Source organism: Kitasatospora sp. NPDC054768, assembly GCF_053612025.1.
In genome coordinates this window covers 1-17,582 of sequence record NZ_JBSHBN010000038.1, presented here as the reverse complement: position 1 = coordinate 17,582, position 17,582 = coordinate 1, and the positions used below count along the sequence as shown (strand labels likewise).

Sequence of the window (17,582 nt, the reverse complement as noted above, 5' to 3'; positions counted from 1 at the left end):
GCTGCCGAGGAGGTGGTCCTGATGGTCGGGGCGGAAGAGGACACGAACACCCTGCGGGCCCTGCGGGGTCTGGCGCACGACGACTCGTCGGTCCGGCTGCGGGCGGCGATGGCCGTCGGCAGCGACCCGCACCCGCGGTTCGTCGGCGGGCTGGTCGAACGGTGCGCGGTCGAGCCCGAGTTCACCGTGCGCGAGATGCTCACCTGGGCGCTCACCCGGCACGAGGCCGCGGTGACGGTCCCGCTGCTGCTCGACGAGGTGCGCGCGGACGGTGCCCAGGCACGGAGCCAGGCCCTGCACACCCTCTCCAAGATCGGGGACCGGCGGGCCTGGCCGGCGATCACGCCGGCGCTGCTGGCCGACGCCGACGAGGAGGTGGCCCGCAGTGCCTGGCGGGCCGCGGTCGTGCTCGTGCCCGACGGTGGGGAGCGCGAGTTGGCCGTAGTCTTGGCCGCTCAGCTCGGACGCGGCGGACGCGGGACGCGGTTGAGCCTCAGCCGGGCGCTGATCGCGCTCGGGGAGGCGATGCTGCCGGCACTGGACGCCGCGACGGCGGACCCCGACCCCCGGGTGCGCGCCCACGCGCTCGCCACGGAGCGGCTGTGGCGCGACCCGGACGCCGGATTCGAGGTCGCGATCGAGGAGGCGAAGCGCACGGCGGTCCTCGGCGAGGGCCGCCGGGAGGGACGGTAGGCAGTGTTGATCGGCGACGTGGCACGGCGCTCCGGGGTCAGCGCCCGCATGCTCAGACACTACGAGTCGCTCGGACTGGTGCGGCCGACGGGCCGTACCGGCTCCGGCTACCGCCGGTACGCCGACGAGGACATCCGGCGGATCTTCCACATCGAGAGCCTGCGGTCGCTGGGCCTGTCGCTGCGCGACGTCGGGCGGGCCCTCGACGACCCCGGTTTCGCGCCCGCCGAACTCGTCGCCGACCTCATCCGCCGCACACGCGAACGCATCGCGGCGGAGACCGAGTTGCTCACCCGGCTGCGGCGGATCGACGCCGCGGGACCGGCCGGCTGGGAGGAGGTGCTCCAGGTCGTCGCGCTGCTCCAGGCCCTGGAGTCGAAGAGCCCGGGGGCGCGGCAGCGCGCCGCGCTGTCCGCGGGCGAGGACGTCGCGGTGCCGGTGGAGGCGCTGGTCGAGGCCGTGCTGGGCGAGTCGGACCCGAACGTCGCCGGGGCCCTCCGCTGGGCGCTGGCGCAGGCCGGCGGCGCCGGGGCGGCCCTGCTCGCGCAGGGCCTGCGCTCGCCCGCGGCCGAGGTGCGCGAACGTGCCGTACGGTCCCTCGCCGAACTGCCGGACGGCACCGCGACCGCACTGCTGCGGGACGCCCTCGGCGGCCCCGACGCCGTGGTCCGCAGGTACGCGGCGCTGGCGCTCGGCGCCCGTGGCGTCGCCGACGCGGTCCCGACGCTCATCGACATGATCGTCGAGGCGGCGAACGACGCCGACGCGGCCGACACCCTGGGCGCGCTGGCGAACGACCCCGCGCTGGCGGACCGGATCGCCACCGGGCTGGTCGACCGACTCGCCCTCGACGGCGTCGGACCGGACGCCCGCCGGAGGCTGGCCCAGGCGCTCGCGGACGTCCCGGGGAGCACGACGTCGCGCGCCCTCGCGGAGCTGACGCGGGACGAGGACCGTGCGGTCGCGCTGACCGCGACGTACATTCTCAAGCTGCGCGACACGCGGTAGTCGCGACCGCGATCGGGGGATCCGATCGGGGCAGGGGTGACCGGGGGTTCGAGGGTGGGGGTGGCGTGACAGGGGCCGGGCGGTTCCGTCGGCAGCGGCGGCTGTTCCTCTCGGTGGCGATCGACACGTTCGGCTCCGGCGTCTTCCTGCCGCTGTCGCTGCTGTTCTTCGTCACCGTCCAGCACTTCCCGGCGGCCGCCGCGGGCACCGCCGTGACGGTCGGGTCGATCGCGTCCTTCGCCGTCGTGCCGCTCTGCGGACGGCTCGTCCAGGCGGCGGGGCCCAAGTCCTGTCTGCTCGTCAGCAACGTCCTGACCGCGCTCGGGTACGGCCTGTTCCTCGCGGCCGGGAACCTGCCCACCGTGGCCGCCGTGAGCTTCCTCGTGACGGCCGCCGACCGCCTCTACGGGGCCGCCTGGCCCACGCTGGTGGCGCGGTTCGCGAAACCGGCGGAGCTCACCGAGTGGTTCTCCGCGGTCACCGTGCTCAAGACCACCTCGCTGGGGGTCGGCACGCTGGGGGCGACCGCCCTGATGGCGCTCGCCGGCGGACACGGCCTGCGGGTCGCGCTCGCCCTGAACAGCGCGAGCTCCCTGCTCGCGGCCGTCCTCCTGCTCGGGGTCACCGTGCCGGCCGCCGAGCGGCCCGCGCGCAGGGCAGCCAGATCGAACACCCGGGCGGCGCTCCGCGACCGGCCCTTCATGTCCCTGGTCGCGTCCCAGACGCTGCTGTCGGCGGCCTGGCTGATCCCGACGGTCGCCTTCCCCGTCTACCTGGTGGAGAGCCTCCACCAGGCCGCCTGGTGGCCGACCGTCGTGGTCGCCGTCCGCTACGCCACCGCCACCGCCCTGCAGATGCGGATCAGCCGCCGGCTCTCCGGCTGGAGCCGCTCGCGGGTCCTGCGCCTGTCGATCGGCGCGGTGGCCGTCGCCATCGCCCTGACCGCGGCCGTCTCCACCGCCCCGCACGCCCTCCAGGGCCCGCTCGCCGTCCTGGTGGCGGCGGTCCTGGCCCTGGCCGAACTGGCCTCGAAGCCCACCGCGGCCGCGGCGGCGGTCGCCATGGCCCCCAAGGGCGACGAAGGCCCGTACATGTCCCTGTTCCAGCTGACCTGGACGGTGTCCTACGCGGTCGGACCGGCCGTCATCGGCCTGGGCCTGCAGAACCCCCCGCTGCTCTGGACCGCACTGGCCCTCTGCGTGGCCGCCGCCGCCCTGGCCCACCGCCTCCGCACCCCACTGCGCCGCCCCGCGGTGCAACTCCCGCACGCCGCACGCGATCTACGGGAGGAGGCCGAAGTCCCGTAGAGCGGCGCCCACCCCTTCAACCATCCTGCCGCAGCGATCGGTCGGTGTCTCCGCACGCCGACTCCCCTGCACCGCCCGGGGGATCCGCACCAGCAGGCCGACCCTCCGGGGCCCGGCAGGTGTCAGCGCCGTACCGGCAGCTCGTCGACGAGCCCGTAGGCGCGCAGCTGGTACGGGAGCGCGGCCGGGCGGCGCCACTGGAGATCGAGACCGCAGGCGCCGAGGACGGCGCCGAAGGCGTGCCGCATCGCGTCCTGGACGGCGGTGCGGGCCCGGGCGGCGCGCTCCGCGGCGGGGGTGTCGCCGTCGGCGGCGGCGGACAGCCGGCGGGAGGGGTTCCAGTGGAGGTCGGCGACGCCGGTGGTGTCGTCCCCGTCCTCGACGGCCGGGCACGGCGTGAGGGTGATGCCGGGCGCGTGGAGGTGGTCGGCGACCGGCAGGCCGGCGAGCCCGGCGGTGCGGCGCACCGCGGCGACGACGTCCGCGCCGATGCCGAGGTCCTGCGGGCGGGAGCCGGCCGGGGCCGGGGCGGCGGCGTCCTGGCCGGTGGCCGGAGCGGGTCCGTCGGCCCGGCCGACCCTGGTCTCCCCGCCGAGCCGGCCGGCCACGACCTCGATGCCGAAGGCCGGCAGGAACTCGGCGAGCGCGTTCCGCATGGTGCTGCCGACGACCCGTCGGGCGGCGAACGCCGGCTGCTGGGGCTGTTCCATGGCCGCGGCGGCCGCCAGCCGGGGGCCGGGCTCCCAGTGCAGGGCGATCAGTCCGGCGCAGTCGTCGGAGTCGTCGTGCGGCCGGGCCGGGCGCAGGTGGACGCCGGGCCCGTGTCCGCCGTACCCGACGGGCAGGCCGGCCAGCAGGAGCGCCTCGGTGACGCGGTCGACGAGCACCGGGTCGGTCCGGTGCCCGCCCGGGGACGTGCGTTCCGCAGCCGTGTCCACGCCGTCCTCCTCCGGGCCCCGGGCGGCGGCCGACCGCCGGCGCCCCGAGCGTACGGCGTACCCGGACGGCCCGTCGGCGAATCCCGGAACCGGTCCGCGGCGGCCCCGCCCGGCCGGGAGGCGGCTACAACCAGCCGCGCCGGGCGGTCTTCAGCCCGGCCTCGAAGCGGCTCGCCGCGTCGAGGCGCTCCATCAGGGCGGCCATCTGCCGCCGGACGGTCCGCACCGAGACGCCGAGCCGCTTGGCCGCCGCGTCGTCCGTGAGCCCGGTGGACAGCAGCCGCAGCAGCTCGCGCTCCCCGGCGGTCAGGCTCAGCGGGGCCACCCCGTCCCGGTCGTCGGCGATCGGGACGGCGGTCTCCCAGGTCTGTTCGAACAGGGCGACCAGGGACGCGACGATCCCCGGCTCGCTGGTGCACAGCGCGCCGGCCCGGGTGTTCTCCGGGTCGATCGGCACCACGGCCGTGCTCCGGTCGAAGACCAGCATCCGCGGCGGCAGCACCGGCGCGGTCCGCACCTCGCCGCCGAGGCCGGCCATCCAGCGGACGTAGTCGAGGGTCTCCGGGGCGTCGTGGATGCTGTCCTGGTAGATGGTGCGCAGGCTGACCCCGCGCCGCAGGGCGTCCTCGTCCAGCGGCCGGGACGCGGCCAGGCTGGCCGCGGACTGGGCGCCGCCGGGCATCACCGCCAGGACCTCGCTGGTCAGCCGGGAGGTCAGCACCTCCAGCTTGTCCTGGATGGCGTCCAGGCCGAGCAGCCGCTCGCGGTCGCCCACCGGGTTGTCGGCCCGTACCTTCGCGTACTCCCCCAGGGCGCGCGCGACGGCGGCCTTGGAGGCGGCGACCTCCTGCTGCCGGCGCGCGAGTTCCTCCTCCTGACGGCGCAGCAGGATCTCCAGTCCGCGCTCCGGGCTGACCGGCCGCAGGGTGCCGGGCCGTTCGCGGGAGGCGCGCAGCAGGGTGAGGTCGGCGAGCCGGTCGAGGGCCGCGCGCACGGCGGCCTCGGGGAGGCCGAGCCGCTCGCAGAGTTCCGCGACCCCGCCCTCGGGGTCGGCGAGCATTTCCCGGTAGACGGCTTCCGCAGTGGCATCCAGCCCCAGCAGTTCCAGCACTTCTCGACCCCTGATCCCCGTGGACGGTTCCGTATGCCCGGTCGGCCCGGGGCTGATCATTCCTTCGGCCGGAACGCCCTCGCAAGGGCATGATCCGGTCAACGCCCCACCCGGGCCGTCGACGCCCTCGGCGGGGCCCGCACAAAGGCGGAATTCGGGCCGCTGCCCGGTGCGGTGTTGCAGCATGCTGCCTGTCCTGATCCTGCCCGCGGATTCGCTTCCCGTGACGGGCCGGGGAACGGGAGGATTCCCGGTGCGCGCACTCCCCGTCTTTCCGGACACCCAGAACTGCGGTCTCCCTCAGCGCAGTTCCCGCACAGAACAGGACTCGCCCGTGTCCGTCCGTCCAGTTGCCGCCGTCCTCCTGACCCTCGCCCTCGCCGGCTCCGTCGCGCCGGCCTTCGCCGCCGGTTCGACCGCCCCCGACGCCGCCCCGTCCGCCGCCCAGGGCCCGGGCGGGGGGATCGGCTGGGACGGCCCCGCCGCTCTCTCGATCGGCTGGGACACCCCCTCCACCCGGTCGATCGGCTGGGACGGCCCGTCGGCCGACGCCGCCGTCGGGCAAGTCTGACCTGCCGTGTTCGCGGTCCATCTGACGCTGCCGACCGATGCCGCCGACCCCTCGGGGGAGGCGGCGGCCGCGGAGGTCCAGGTCGGGCTGTGGGCGTGCGCCGGCCCGGACGACGGTCTGGAGCACGTGCGCGCCCGCGCCGTCCCCGACGGCATCGGCCTGGTGCTCTACGTCCGCGCCCCCGACGAGACGGCGGCTCTGGCTCGGGCGCAGAGCCTGCTGGACCGGGCGCTGGCGCTCACCGGCCGGACCCCGTCCGGCCTCCGGTAGTCCCGCCGACCGACGGGGTCCGCGTCGGCCACCCGTCGTCCCGCCCGAACGGTTTCCGCTGTTCCGGACGGGTTTCCACCGATCCCACCCGGCCCGGAAGTTGGCCGGTTCATTGCTACCGCTTTACCCCGGCATGGCCGACGGGCCGTCGGCGGCCCGGCCGTGCCCCCGTTCCTCCACCCCCCTCCCCTCCCGCAGAGAACAATCGAGGAGTTCCATGTCACGCCCCCCCGGGCGGATCATCACGGCACCGGTCCGAAGCCGGCTCGCCGCCCCCCTCCACGCAGCGCCGTCGCAACGGCGTGCTGCGCAACACCGCCGTCGCGCTGGCCGTGGTGCTCTCCGTCGAGGCCGCCGCCGTCATCATGACGACCGGTCAGGCCGTGGCCGTCACCACGGAGCAGGCCCCGAAGCCCGCCAAGGCCCTGGGCCCGGCCGAGGCCAAGGACATCGCCACCGCCCACCTCAAGGCCCGGCTGGAGAACCGCCGGATCGAGGTCGTGGACGAGCGCACCGAGTCGACCACCACCTGGATCAACCCGGACGGCACCACGACCCTGGACCTCGCGTCCGGGCCGGTCCGCTACAAGGACAGGTCCGGCAGGCTCCAGCCGATCGACACCGACCTCGCCCGGCAGCCGGACGGCAGCGTCAAGGCCAAGGGCCACCCGCTCGACCTCTCGCTGGCCGGCGCCACCCCGCCCGCCGCCGCGTCGGCGTTCAAGGCGGCCGGCGCCCCGGCCGGGGACCCGAAGGCCCCGACCACCCCGCTGGTCTCGCTGGACAACGGCAACGGCACCGCCATGTCGCTGTCCTGGCGCGGCGCCCTGCCCGAACCCTCGGTGGACGGCGCCAGGGCCCGGTACGCGAACGCGCTCACCGCCACCGACCTGGTCGTCGAGTCCACCCGGACCGGCTTCGAGCAGTTCCTGGAGCTCAAGGACCGCTCGGCGGTGGCCGCCAACGGCAGCGTGACGCTCACCCTGGACGCGGCCGGCCTGCGGGCCCGGCAGAACCCGGACGACTCGGTGTCGTTCCTCGACCCGAAGACCGGCGAGGAGAAGGGCCAACTGCCCGCCCCGGTGATGTGGGACGCGCAGGTCGACGAGCGCAGCGGCGACCACACCCGCACCGCGCCGGTCGCGCTGAAGGTCACCCAGAACGGGAACGCGATCGACCTGACGCTGACCCCGGACGCCGCCTTCCTGACCGACCCGAAGACCACGTACCCGGTCACCATCGACCCCGCGGTCAACATCGGCGTCGGCTTCGACACCTTCGTGCAGCAGGGCTACGCCACCGACGTCTCCTCGCAGACCGAGCTGAAGCTGGGCAACAACGGCTCCGGCCAGGTCGCGCGGTCGTTCCTGCAGTTCCCGATGGCGAAGATCAGCGGGAAGCAGATCACCGGCGGCAAGCTCAACCTGTGGAACTTCCACAGCTGGTCCTGCACCGCGAAGAGCTGGGAGGTCTGGGACACCGGCACGGCCACCACGGCCACCCGCTGGACCGCCCAGCCCGGCTGGAACAAGAAGTGGGCGACCTCCACCGCGACCAAGGGCTACTCCAGCTCCTGCAACGACGGCTGGGTGAACCAGGACATCACCTCGCTGGTCAAGGCCTGGGCCGCCAACGGGAACACCAACAACACCCTGGGCATCCGGGCCACCGACGAGAGCGACCCGTACGGCTGGAAGAAGTTCAACTCCGGCAACGCGACGTCCAACACGCCGTACCTGTCGGTGACCTACAACACCCCGCCGGCCGTCTCCACCCTGATCTCCCCGGCCGACGCCGCGCTCACCGGCGACTCCACGCCGACGCTGTCCGCCAAGGCGACCGACCCCGACGGCGGCAACATAGCCCTCGACTTCGAGCTCTGGGCGTCCAACGGCACGGCCGCGCTGCAGTCCGGCCGCACCGCCATGGCGGCCTCGGGCGCCACGTTCACCTGGACCCCGGGCACCGCGCTGCCGGCCGGCGCCTACAAGTGGCGCTCCCGCTCCTGGGACGGCACCGCCAACAGCGCCTGGTCCGCCTTCCGCACCCTCACCGTGGACACCACCGCGCCCGGCGCGACCACCGTCTCCTCCGGCGACTTCCCGGCCGGCCAGTGGGCGGGCACCCCGGACGCCAACGGCGACTACAGCGGCACCTTCACCTTCACCCCGCCGAGCAGCGACGTGAAGGACGTCCAGTACAAGCTGGACGGCGGGGCCTGGGTCACCGCGGCCACCACCGGCACGCCGGTCAACGCCAAGCTCACCTTCAAGGCGGGCGCCCACACCGTCACCGCGCACAGCCGGGACGCCGCGGGCAACGTCTCCGCCGACAGGACCTACGCCTTCTACGCCGGCAAGGGCTCCGCCCTGGTCGCGCCCGGCGCGGGCGAGCGCCCGGCCCGCCGCACCTCGCTGCAGGCCGAGGGCAACAGCACCTACACCGGGGTGCGCTACCAGTACCGCCGCGGCGAGACGGACGCCTGGAAGGACGTTCCGGTCGCCAACGTCACCACCACCGCCGGCCAGCCGGTGACCGCCTGGCCGCATCCCGCCCCCGGCGGCAAGGCGGCCGCGCTGACCTGGAACATCACCGACACCCTGGCCGAGAACGGCCCGGTCGACGTCCGCGCGGTGTTCACCGACGGCACCGCCACCGACGCCACCGAGCCGAACACCGTCACGGTGGACCGCAACGCGGGCACCGCGCCGGAGACCAAGGTCGGCCCGGGATCGGTGAACACCCTCACCGGTGACCTCACCCTGTCCGAGACCGACGCCGAGGCCTTCGGCCTGCACGCCGAGCGCTCCTTCTCCTCCCGCCGGCCCGCCAACGGCTCGGCCCAGGAGGGCCAGGCGGCGATCTTCGGCCCGCAGTGGAGCTCCGGCACCACCGCCGAGATCACCGACGCCGACTACTCCTACGTCCGCAAGACCTCGGCGACCTCCCTCTCGGTGGTCTCCGCGGACGGCTCCGAGGTCGGCTTCACCGCCACCGGCGCCGGCGGCTGGAAGCCCGAGCCCGGGGCCGAGAACCTCACCCTGACCGGCGCGTTCACCACTGCCTTCACCCTGAAGGACACCGAGGGCATCACGGTCACCTTCGCCAAGGTCGACCCGGCCGCCACCACCTGGCAGGCCTCCGGCTCCTCGCTGCCCAGCGACAACTCCACCACCTCGGTGGTCTCGGAGAAGGTCGTCTCCGGCGGAAAGACCCTGGCCCGCCCGAAGTACGTCGTCGCGCCCTCCTCGGCGACCGCCTCCGCCAACTGCGCCGCCGTGCCGTCCACGGCCGGCTGCCGGGTGCTGGAGTACGTCTACGCCGACACCACCACCGCCACCGCCTCCGCCCCGGGCGACACGGCCGGCCAGGTGAAGCAGATCCGCCTGTGGTCCACCGACCCCGGCGCCGCCACCGCCACCCCCGTCGTCGTCTCGCAGTACGCGTACGACGACCAGGGCCGGCTGCGCGAGGTGTGGGACCCGCGGACCGGCCCGGCGCTGAAGACCGCGTACGGCTACGACGCGGCCGGCCGGGTCACCACCGTGACCGACCCCGGCGAGCTGCCGTGGACCCTGGAGTACGGCAAGGCCGGCAACGCCGCCACCGCCGGCGACGGCATGCTGCTCGCCGCCTCCCGTCCCACCCTCAAGCAGGGCAGCAAGGACGTCACCGACGGCACCGCCACCACCTCGGTGGTCTACGACGTCCCGCTGAGCGGCGCCAACGCGCCGTACCCGCTGGCGCCGTCCGACGTCGCCGCCTGGGGCCAGACCGACGCCCCGACCGACGCCACCGCCGTGCTGCCGCCCGACGCCGTCCCGGCCACCCACGACGGCAAGGCGCTCGGCACCGCCGGCTACAACCGCGCCTCGGTGACGTACACCAACGCCTCCGGCCGCGAGGTCAACACCGCCACCCCCGGCGGCGGCATCACCACCACCGAGTACAACGCCTACGGCAGCCCGGTGCGGACCCTCTCCGCGGAGAACCGCATCCTCGCCCTGGCCACCACCGGCAACGACCTCAACAAGCTGCGCGCCCTCGGCATCGCCGGCCGCTCGACGGCCGACCGCGCCCAGGTGCTCTCCTCCACCTCGCTCCACTCGGCCGACGGCAAGCGCCTGCTGGAGCAGTACGACCCGCTGCAGCTGGTCACCCTGGAGCACGACGTGGCCGCCTCCGGCACCTCCCCGGCGCTCGCCGCCGGCGCCGAGGTCGCGGCCCGCGCCCACACCGTCAGCGGCTACGACGAGGGCCGCCCGGCGGGCGCCGCGGTCAGCGACATGGCCACCTCGGTGACGGTCGGCGCCCGGATCGACGGCTACGCCGCCGACGCCGACACCCGCACCACCGCCACCGGCTACGACTGGGCCCAGGGCCTGCCCGTCACGTCCGTCCAGGACCCGGCCGGCCTGAAGATCACCACCGCCACCGGCTACGACGCCAGCGGTCGGGTGACCTCGCAGAGCCGCCCGAACTCCACCGGCTCCGACGCGGCCACCACCGTCACCACCTACTGGACCGGCACCGGGACCGGCGCCTGCGCCGGCCACCCCGAGTGGGCCGACCTGGTCTGCTCGATCGCCCCGGCCGCCCAGGTCGCCGGCGGCGGCGGCAACCCGCCGCAGCTGCCGACGAAGACCTTCCAGTACGACCGCTGGGGCAACGTCACGGTCCAGACCGAGACCGCCAACGGCGTCACCCGCACCACCACCCGCAGCTACGACGCGGCCGGCCGCCCGGTGAAGATCTCGGTCAGCGGCGGCACCGGCACCGCGGTCGCCGACACCGTGCTCGGCTACGACCCCGCCAACGGCGAGCTGGCCTCCCTCAACAACGGCAAGGCCACCATCACCCAGGGCTACGACAGGCTCGGCCGCCAGGTCTCCTACGACGACGGCGCCGGCAACGTCACCACCACCGAGTACGACCGGCTCGACCGCCCGGTGAAGAAGTCCGACTCGGTGCCGTCCACCGTGACCTACGGCTACGACACCGCCAAGGACCCGCGCGGCCTGCCCACCTCGCTCACCGACTCGGTGGCCGGTACCTTCACCGCCGGCTACGACGTCGAGGGCCGGCTGGTCTCGCAGACCCTGCCCGGCGGCAACACCCTGACCAGCAGCTACGACAGCCGGGGCATCCAGACCGGCAAGACCTACACCAACCAGGCGGGCACCGTCCTGCTGGCCGACACCGCCGACTACACCGTCCACGGACAGCAGGCCGGCCGCACCCAGAGCGACGGCAACAGCACCACCAGCGGCTACACCTACGACGCCACCGGCCGCCTCACCAAGGCCGCCGACAGCACCGGCCTGGCCTGCTCCACCCGGACCTACGCGTTCGACAGGAGCAGCAACCGGACCAACCGCACCAGCGTCACCGACGACTGCGACCCGGCCACCGCCGACGCCGTCACCCAGGCCGAGAACCACGGCTACGACACCGCCGACCGCCTCACCGACACCGGCTACGTGTACGACGCCTTCGGCCGCACCACCGCCCTGCCGAAGGGCACCCAGGTCGGCTACTACACCAACGACCTGGTCCGCACCGAGACCCTCGGCGACACCCGCAGGACCTGGGACCTGGACGCCTCCGGCCGCCTCGCGGTCGGCACCACGGAGACCAAGGGCACCGACGGCACCTGGACCGTCACCGAGCAGGAGACCAAGCACTTCGACGGCGGCAACGACAGCGCCTCCTGGTCCAAGGACGCGGCCGGCAAGCTGACCCGCGACGTCCTGGACCTGACCGGCCAGCTCACGGCCGCCACCGGCACCGACGGCGGCGCGATCCTGCTGCTGACCAACCTGCACGGCGACGTGTCCGTCCAGATGTCCCCGGACGGCCTGGAGGACCTCGCGGTCTACCACTACGACGAGTACGGCAACACCGTCGACTCCACCGGCTCGACCGCGTACGGCTGGCTCGGCGGGGCGCAGCGCGAGGCCGACGGCCTCTCCGGCCTCACCCTGATGGGCGTGCGCCTGTACGACTCGACCACCGGCCGCTTCCTGCAGACCGACCCGGTCCTGGAGGGCTCGCCGAACGCCTACGGCTACCCGGTCGACCCGATCACCATGGACGACCTGACCGGTCTGAACTGGAAGAAGAAGTGGACGGCCTACTTCAGCCGGGCCGAGGGCAACACGATCGGTGCCCTGCTGTACGTCTCCGGCAAGATCGCCCAGGGCATCTCGAAGATCCTGCGCAGGCTCCCGCACATCGTCGCCCGGGCCGCCGGCTACGTCCTGTGGGCGCTGTCCTACCTGATGAAGAAGATCGGCAAGCAGTTCATCAAGGCGGCCAACAAGCGCGGCAGCCACGGTGTGATCTTCACCTTCGGGATCTGGCGCTCCAGCCACTGGTGGGTGCCGGACCGTCCGATCTACCGCGTGAACCCGCGGTACTGAGCCGGGAGGAGGCCTCTCCGACGACCAACTGATGCAGGACAGGTAAGGCCGGGCCCGGGGGTGATCCCCCGGGCCCGGCCGCTTGTGCACATCGATGATCATCCCGGCGTAGGCTCTCGGCTGATCACAGGGGCAGAGAGGGAGACCATGGGCCAGAAGATCATCCGGTTCTCGGACCTGACCGGCCGGCACGCGGAGAACGACCGGGACCTGGTGCGGGTGGTGGTGCTCCAGCACCCCGACCTGACGGACGGTCCGGTCGAGATCGACGCGCTCGCCGGGGAGTTGGGCGAGGTGCGGGAGCTGACGCTCGACCTGGTCACGATCGAGCTGCACCACCCGGACCGGGCGGAGCCGCAGACGGTGGTGATGGAGGCCGAGACCTTCAACCGGCTGGCCTCGGCCGCGCCGATGGCCGAGGTGCTGCGCGGCGCCAGGCCGGCCGCCCGGGCCGCCGCCTCCGCGACGGCCCTCGCCGGCAGCCGGGAGCGGGTCAACTACGCCAGCCTGGAACACGCCGGGCGGCCGCACAAGGGCCGCACCACCGACGCGGAGAAGCAGGTCGTCCAGCAGCACCTGGACGAGATCAACGAGCGGCTCGCCGCCGAGGGCGTCCGCACCATCGACCCGGACAACGCCGAGCACGTGACCCGCTACGGCCTGGACACCCTGGCCCGGGAGACCGGCGTGATGTTCGGCTGACCGGCCCGGCCGGCCGGGCGCTCCGTCGGGCTGGCCGGTCCGGGCGGCGCTCCCCGTCGGGCCGGTCGCCCGCGGCCCGCGCCATGATCGGCCCCGCCGCCCGTTCCGGCGACCGCGGTGCGGCCGGGCGGGCGACCGCCGAGCAGGTGAATCGCCGCGACCGCCCCTCGTGTCGCCGACCGGCCCGGCACGGCGATCGGCTGGACTGCGCGCTATGCGTATTCCACACCGGACCGGACGGATCGTCTCGGTCCTGGCGCTGGTGGCGGGCTCACTGCTGAGCAGCAGCGTGCTGGCCCCACCGGCCCAGGCCGCGATCTCCTTCACCAAGAGCGTCGACAAGGCGACCGTCTCCCCGGGGGAGAACGTCACCTACACCCTGCGCTACACCTGCTCCATCACCGAGTGCACGGGCGGGAACATCCTCGACACCCTGCCCTCGAACATGCAGTTCCTCGGCTGGACGCCGGACCCGTCCTCGGTGGACGTGGCCGCCTCCACCGTGCCCGCCGCGGGCGCTATGGGCGGCACGATGGACATCCGGCTGAAGGACCTGAGTCCGGGCACCACCGCCACCGTCACGGTGACGATGAAGTACCCGAACTTCACCACCCCGAACGGCGCCACCTCCACCAACTCGGCCACCATGTCGGCCAACGGCGAGCCCTCGCAGACCGCCACCGCCGACACCGCCGTCCAGGTGCAGCCGCAGTACACGGTGACCAAGGGCGTCCAGACCTCCAGCAGTGACGGACGCACCGTCACCTACCAGTTCAGCGCCTGCGCCACCGACAACGTGCCCAACGTCGACCTGGACACCAGCCGGCTGCTGGACACCCTGCCGCCAGGCGCGGTGGTGGACACCGGCCGCTCACCGGGCTGGTCGCCGGTGGCACCCGGCCCGAACACCTGGGGCTACGACATCGGCCCGTTCGTCTCCGGCAACGGGCGCGGCGGCTGCCGCATCCCCGGCGTCCTGGTCGTCAACTACCCGGAGGCCTCCTTCCCGGACGGAACGACCTCCGAGAACGTCGTGGCCCTGCACGGCGACCCGATCGGGCCGGACCCGGAGCGCCAGCTCGACACCGCGAACGCCACCACCAGCCCGTTCCAGCCGCCGGCCACCGGCGTGGTGGTGACCGCCAGCAAGGTCTGGCGCGACACCACCGTCAACGGCGACCTCAACTCCTTCAGCCTGTCGGCCACCAACACCGCCGGACCGGCCACCAGCCTCACCGTCACCGACCCCGGGGCCGGCAGCACCGACGGCATCTACAACTGGATCTTCCCGCAGTCCCTCCAGCTGGAGCCGTGGAACCCCACCAGCATCCTGCTGACCCTGCAGTACCGCCTCAACGGCGACCCCACCTGGCAGACCTTCACCCCGGGCACCCCGTTCAACGGCTCCGACACCCGCCGGATCACCTTCGAACCGGGCGCGGGCGACCCGGCCAACGACGTGCTCGGCATCCCGGCCGGGCGCTGGCTGGACGGCCTCCGGTTCACCTGGAACGGCCCGATCCCCACCGGCTGGAGCCCGGGCAACGCGGTGCAGCTGGTCACCCAGGTCGCCACCCCCGGCCACGACGGACGCCAGGCCCCCGAGCCGCTGACCAACTGCGTGGACACCACCGCCACCGACGGCACCAACAACGCCTCGGCCAACGCCTGCGCGCAGACCACCATCACCCAGGCCACCAACCTCGGCGCGGCCAAGACCACCGTCGCCGGCGAGCTGTCCGCCCCCGGCGGCCGGGCGACCTTCCAGGTCATCCCGTACAACCGCAGCGCCCGCGACCTGGACCGGCCGCTGGTGCTCTACGACGTGCTGCCGGCCGGCGTCGTCTACATCGACGGCTCGGCCCGGCCCGACCCCAACTACCCGGACGCCAAGGCCCCTTCGTCGATCACCGTGACCCCCGGCCCGGACGGCCGGCAGATCCTGCGGATGGAGTGGCCGGCCGGCGCGCCGGACATGACGTACCTGCACGACCAGCTGGCCTACCGGATGCTCTTCGACGTCCAGGTCGCCAACAGCATCCGCTCCGGTGACCTCACCAACGACGTCTACGTCACCGTGGACCAGCCCACCGCCCCCGTCGCCTGCATGTTCTCCGGCTCCGACAGCGGCAGCACCCCGGACGTGCTCGACCTCAACGGCAACGGCAACACCACCGAGCTGCTCTGCCACGCCTCCTCGCAGATCCGGGTGGACGTGCCGTCGGTGCTGCGCTCGTACAAGGAGGTCAAGGGCGACCTGGACTCCGACTACGTGAGCATCGGCACCGCCACCCCGGGCGGCCGGATCTCGTACCGGATGACCGTACGCAACGACTCCCCCGACCCGGTCACCGACTTCATCGCCTACGACAGGCTCCCCACCCCGGGCGACACCTACGTGCTCACCCAGGACGCCCCGCGCGGCAGCGCCTGGACCCCGTCGCTCAGCCAGCCGATCACCAGCAGCGACCCGACCGTGCTGATCGAGTACACCACCGACCCCAACCCCTGCGTGGAGCCCGTCGTCGTCAACCGCACCGGCTGCAACAGCGCGGCAGTCTGGAGCACCACCTTCCCCGGCCCCGGGACGGCCACCTGGTTCCGCATCCACCGCCCCGGCACCATGGCCTCCGGCGAGTCCTTCACCCTGACCTGGCCGATGGTCGCCTCCTACGACGCGCCGGAGGGCGAGTACGCCTGGAACAGCTTCGCGTACACCGCCACCGACGCGGCCGGCCGCCAGCTGCTGCCGGCCGAGCCCGCCAAGGTCGGCGTCGCGGTCAAGCGGGTCACACCCTCCAACAACGCGCTGGGCGACTTCGTCTGGCAGGACAAGGACGGCTCCGGCGTCCAGAAGCCCGGTGACACCGGGATCGCCGGGGTCACCGTGCACCTGCTGGACGGCACCGGCCAGCCGGTGCGGGACAAGGACGGCAAGCCGGTCACCGCGGTGACCGACGCCACCGGCCACTACCTGTTCGACAACCTGCCGGACGGCAGCTATGCGGTCCGCTTCGACCTGGCCACCCTGCCCAAGGGCGCCACCGTCACCAAGCAGCACGCCGGCACCGACCCGGCCAAGGACTCGGACGCCGACCCGGCCACCGGCCTCACCCAGACCGTCACCCTCAGCGGCGGACAGCGCGACCTCGACCTCGACATGGGCGTGATCCTCCAGACCACCTCCCCCTCGCCGTCGCCCTCGCCGACCTCCTCCCCGTCGCCGACCTCCTCGCCCTCGCCGACCTCCTCCCCGTCGCCGACCTCCTCGCCCTCGCCGACCTCCTCGCCGACGCCGTCGCCGAGCCCGAGCCCGAGTTCGTCGCCGTCCCACTCGCCGTCCCACTCGCCGAGCCCGACGGCCACCGCCACCGCCACCGCCACCGCCACCCACACGCACACCCACGTCCCGAGCCCGTCGGAGAGCGGCGAACTGCCGCACACCGGCGGCTCCTCCCCCGACACCCTCGTCGCGGCACTCGGAGCCATCGCCCTCCTCGGCGGCGGCACCCTCTGCTTCGTCGCCTACCGCCGACCGGGCCGGCACGGCTGACGCCCACCCGGACCCCGCTGAACGCCAGTGGCGCCGCCCCGTCGAGGGCGGCGCCACTGGCGCGTTCGGGAGCGGGCCCGGCGGCGGTCCGCGACGGCCCCGGGCCGGCCGGCGGGCGACACGCCCGGCGTCACACGGCCGTCACGTTCCCGCTGGATACTCGGAAGGCCCACCGCCCGCGCCCCGTACGACGGAGGACCACCGCAGATGACCGCCGGCCCCGACCGCCCCGCCTTCCTCCTGGTCCACGGCGCCTGGCACGGCGCCTGGTGCTGGGACGCGGTGCGCACCGCCCTCGCCGCCGACGGGTGGCGCACCCACACCGTGGACCTGCCCAGCTCCGCCGCCCACCCCGATGCCGCCCGCCTCGACGGCGCCCACCCCGATGCCGCCCGCCCGGCGGGCCTGCTGGAGGACGCCGACGCGATCCGCGACCGCCTGCGGCGGATCGACGGCCCGGTGGTGACGGTCGCCCACTCCTACGGCGGCGCCCCCACCACCGAGGCCATCGCGGGCGCCGCCAACGTGGTGCGGGCGGTCTACCTCACCGCCTTCCAACTGGACGTCGGCGAAAGCGTGTTCTCCTTCCTCGGGGCTCCCGTTCCGGAGGACGACACGGGCCGCACCCCGCCGAACGCCGACGCCCGCCGCGTGCACTACACCGACGTGCCCGCCGCCGAGGCCGACCGCGCCCTGGCCCGGCTGACCCCGCAGAGCGTCCGGTCCTTCACCCAGCCGGTGACCACGGCGGGCTGGCGCACCGTGCCGTCCAGCTACATCGTGTGCGAGCACGACCGGGCCCTCGAACCGTCACGGCAGCGCGAGCTCGCCGCCCGCGCCGACACCGTCCACCGGCTGCCCAGCAGCCACGCCCCGTTCCTGTCCATGCCCGGGGAGCTCGCCACCCTGCTGGGCCGGATCGCCGGCTCCGCCGCTCCGCAGGGTGCCGACGTCCGGAGTGACGAGGGGCGTTGACGGCGGGCGGGGCGGCCCGACCGGCTCCGGGC

General features: G+C 74.1%; 11 protein-coding genes. 9 read left to right on the top strand and 2 right to left on the bottom strand.

Annotation, left to right across the window (positions count from 1 at the left end; translation table 11 throughout):
* The first annotated feature begins 21 nt into the window (after positions 1-21).
* The 3 genes from ACWGKU_RS14415 (at position 22) to ACWGKU_RS14405 (ending at position 3,008) form a co-directional block, all read left to right on the top strand.
* Positions 22-693 carry a HEAT repeat domain-containing protein gene (locus ACWGKU_RS14415; protein WP_452178849.1) on the top strand — a complete coding sequence of 224 codons (672 nt, stop codon included), beginning with the start codon at positions 22-24 and terminating at the stop codon, positions 691-693.
* A 3-nt stretch (positions 694-696) separates the two neighbouring features.
* Positions 697-1,701, top strand: a complete 1,005-nt coding sequence (locus ACWGKU_RS14410) for a HEAT repeat domain-containing protein (RefSeq protein WP_401051699.1) — start codon at positions 697-699, stop codon at positions 1,699-1,701.
* 65 nt (positions 1,702-1,766) lie between these two features.
* A complete protein-coding gene (locus ACWGKU_RS14405; RefSeq protein ID WP_452178848.1) occupies positions 1,767-3,008 on the top strand; it encodes an MFS transporter in 1,242 nt (413 codons plus the stop codon).
* 122 nt (positions 3,009-3,130) lie between these two features.
* Here ACWGKU_RS14405 and ACWGKU_RS14400 read toward each other — a convergent pair whose 3' ends face one another.
* Complete coding sequence (locus tag ACWGKU_RS14400) at positions 3,131-3,946, bottom strand: hypothetical protein (RefSeq protein WP_452178847.1); 816 nt, start codon at positions 3,944-3,946, stop codon at positions 3,131-3,133.
* A gap of 124 nt (positions 3,947-4,070) precedes the next feature.
* A complete protein-coding gene (locus tag ACWGKU_RS14395; protein WP_401054151.1) occupies positions 4,071-5,057 on the bottom strand; it encodes a LuxR C-terminal-related transcriptional regulator in 987 nt (328 codons plus the stop codon).
* Positions 5,058-5,391: 334 nt separating this feature from the next.
* Here ACWGKU_RS14395 and ACWGKU_RS14390 point away from each other — a divergent pair, with 334 nt between their 5' ends.
* The 6 genes from ACWGKU_RS14390 (at position 5,392) to ACWGKU_RS14365 (ending at position 17,550) form a co-directional block, all read left to right on the top strand.
* The gene (locus tag ACWGKU_RS14390; protein ID WP_359898286.1) at positions 5,392-5,628 is read left to right on the top strand and encodes a hypothetical protein; all 237 of its coding nucleotides are present in this window, start codon (positions 5,392-5,394) and stop codon (positions 5,626-5,628) included.
* A 6-nt stretch (positions 5,629-5,634) separates the two neighbouring features.
* A complete protein-coding gene (locus ACWGKU_RS14385) occupies positions 5,635-5,898 on the top strand; it encodes a hypothetical protein (RefSeq protein ID WP_452178846.1) in 264 nt (87 codons plus the stop codon).
* A 302-nt stretch (positions 5,899-6,200) separates the two neighbouring features.
* A complete protein-coding gene (locus ACWGKU_RS14380; protein WP_452178845.1) occupies positions 6,201-12,320 on the top strand; it encodes a DNRLRE domain-containing protein in 6,120 nt (2,039 codons plus the stop codon).
* Between the two features lie 147 nt (positions 12,321-12,467).
* Complete coding sequence (locus tag ACWGKU_RS14375; protein WP_401054318.1) at positions 12,468-13,022, top strand: hypothetical protein; 555 nt, start codon at positions 12,468-12,470, stop codon at positions 13,020-13,022.
* 214 nt (positions 13,023-13,236) lie between these two features.
* Positions 13,237-16,575, top strand: coding sequence for an SdrD B-like domain-containing protein (locus tag ACWGKU_RS14370; protein WP_452181023.1), 3,339 nt, complete (start codon positions 13,237-13,239; stop codon positions 16,573-16,575).
* A gap of 207 nt (positions 16,576-16,782) precedes the next feature.
* Positions 16,783-17,550 (top strand): alpha/beta fold hydrolase, encoded by a 768-nt coding sequence (locus ACWGKU_RS14365; protein WP_452181022.1) that lies wholly within the window; start codon positions 16,783-16,785, stop codon positions 17,548-17,550.
* Positions 17,551-17,582: the final 32 nt, after the last annotated feature.

What these genes read in the sequence shown, in the direction of transcription:
- ACWGKU_RS14365 (WP_452181022.1), top strand. Translation starts at nt 16,783, where the DNA reads ATGACCGCCGGCCCCGACCGCCCCGCCTTCCTCCTGGTCCACGGCGCC.
- ACWGKU_RS14415 (WP_452178849.1), top strand. Translation starts at nt 22, where the DNA reads ATGGTCGGGGCGGAAGAGGACACGAACACCCTGCGGGCCCTGCGGGGT.
- ACWGKU_RS14370 (WP_452181023.1), top strand. Translation starts at nt 13,237, where the DNA reads ATGCGTATTCCACACCGGACCGGACGGATCGTCTCGGTCCTGGCGCTG.
- ACWGKU_RS14375 (WP_401054318.1), top strand. Translation starts at nt 12,468, where the DNA reads ATGGGCCAGAAGATCATCCGGTTCTCGGACCTGACCGGCCGGCACGCG.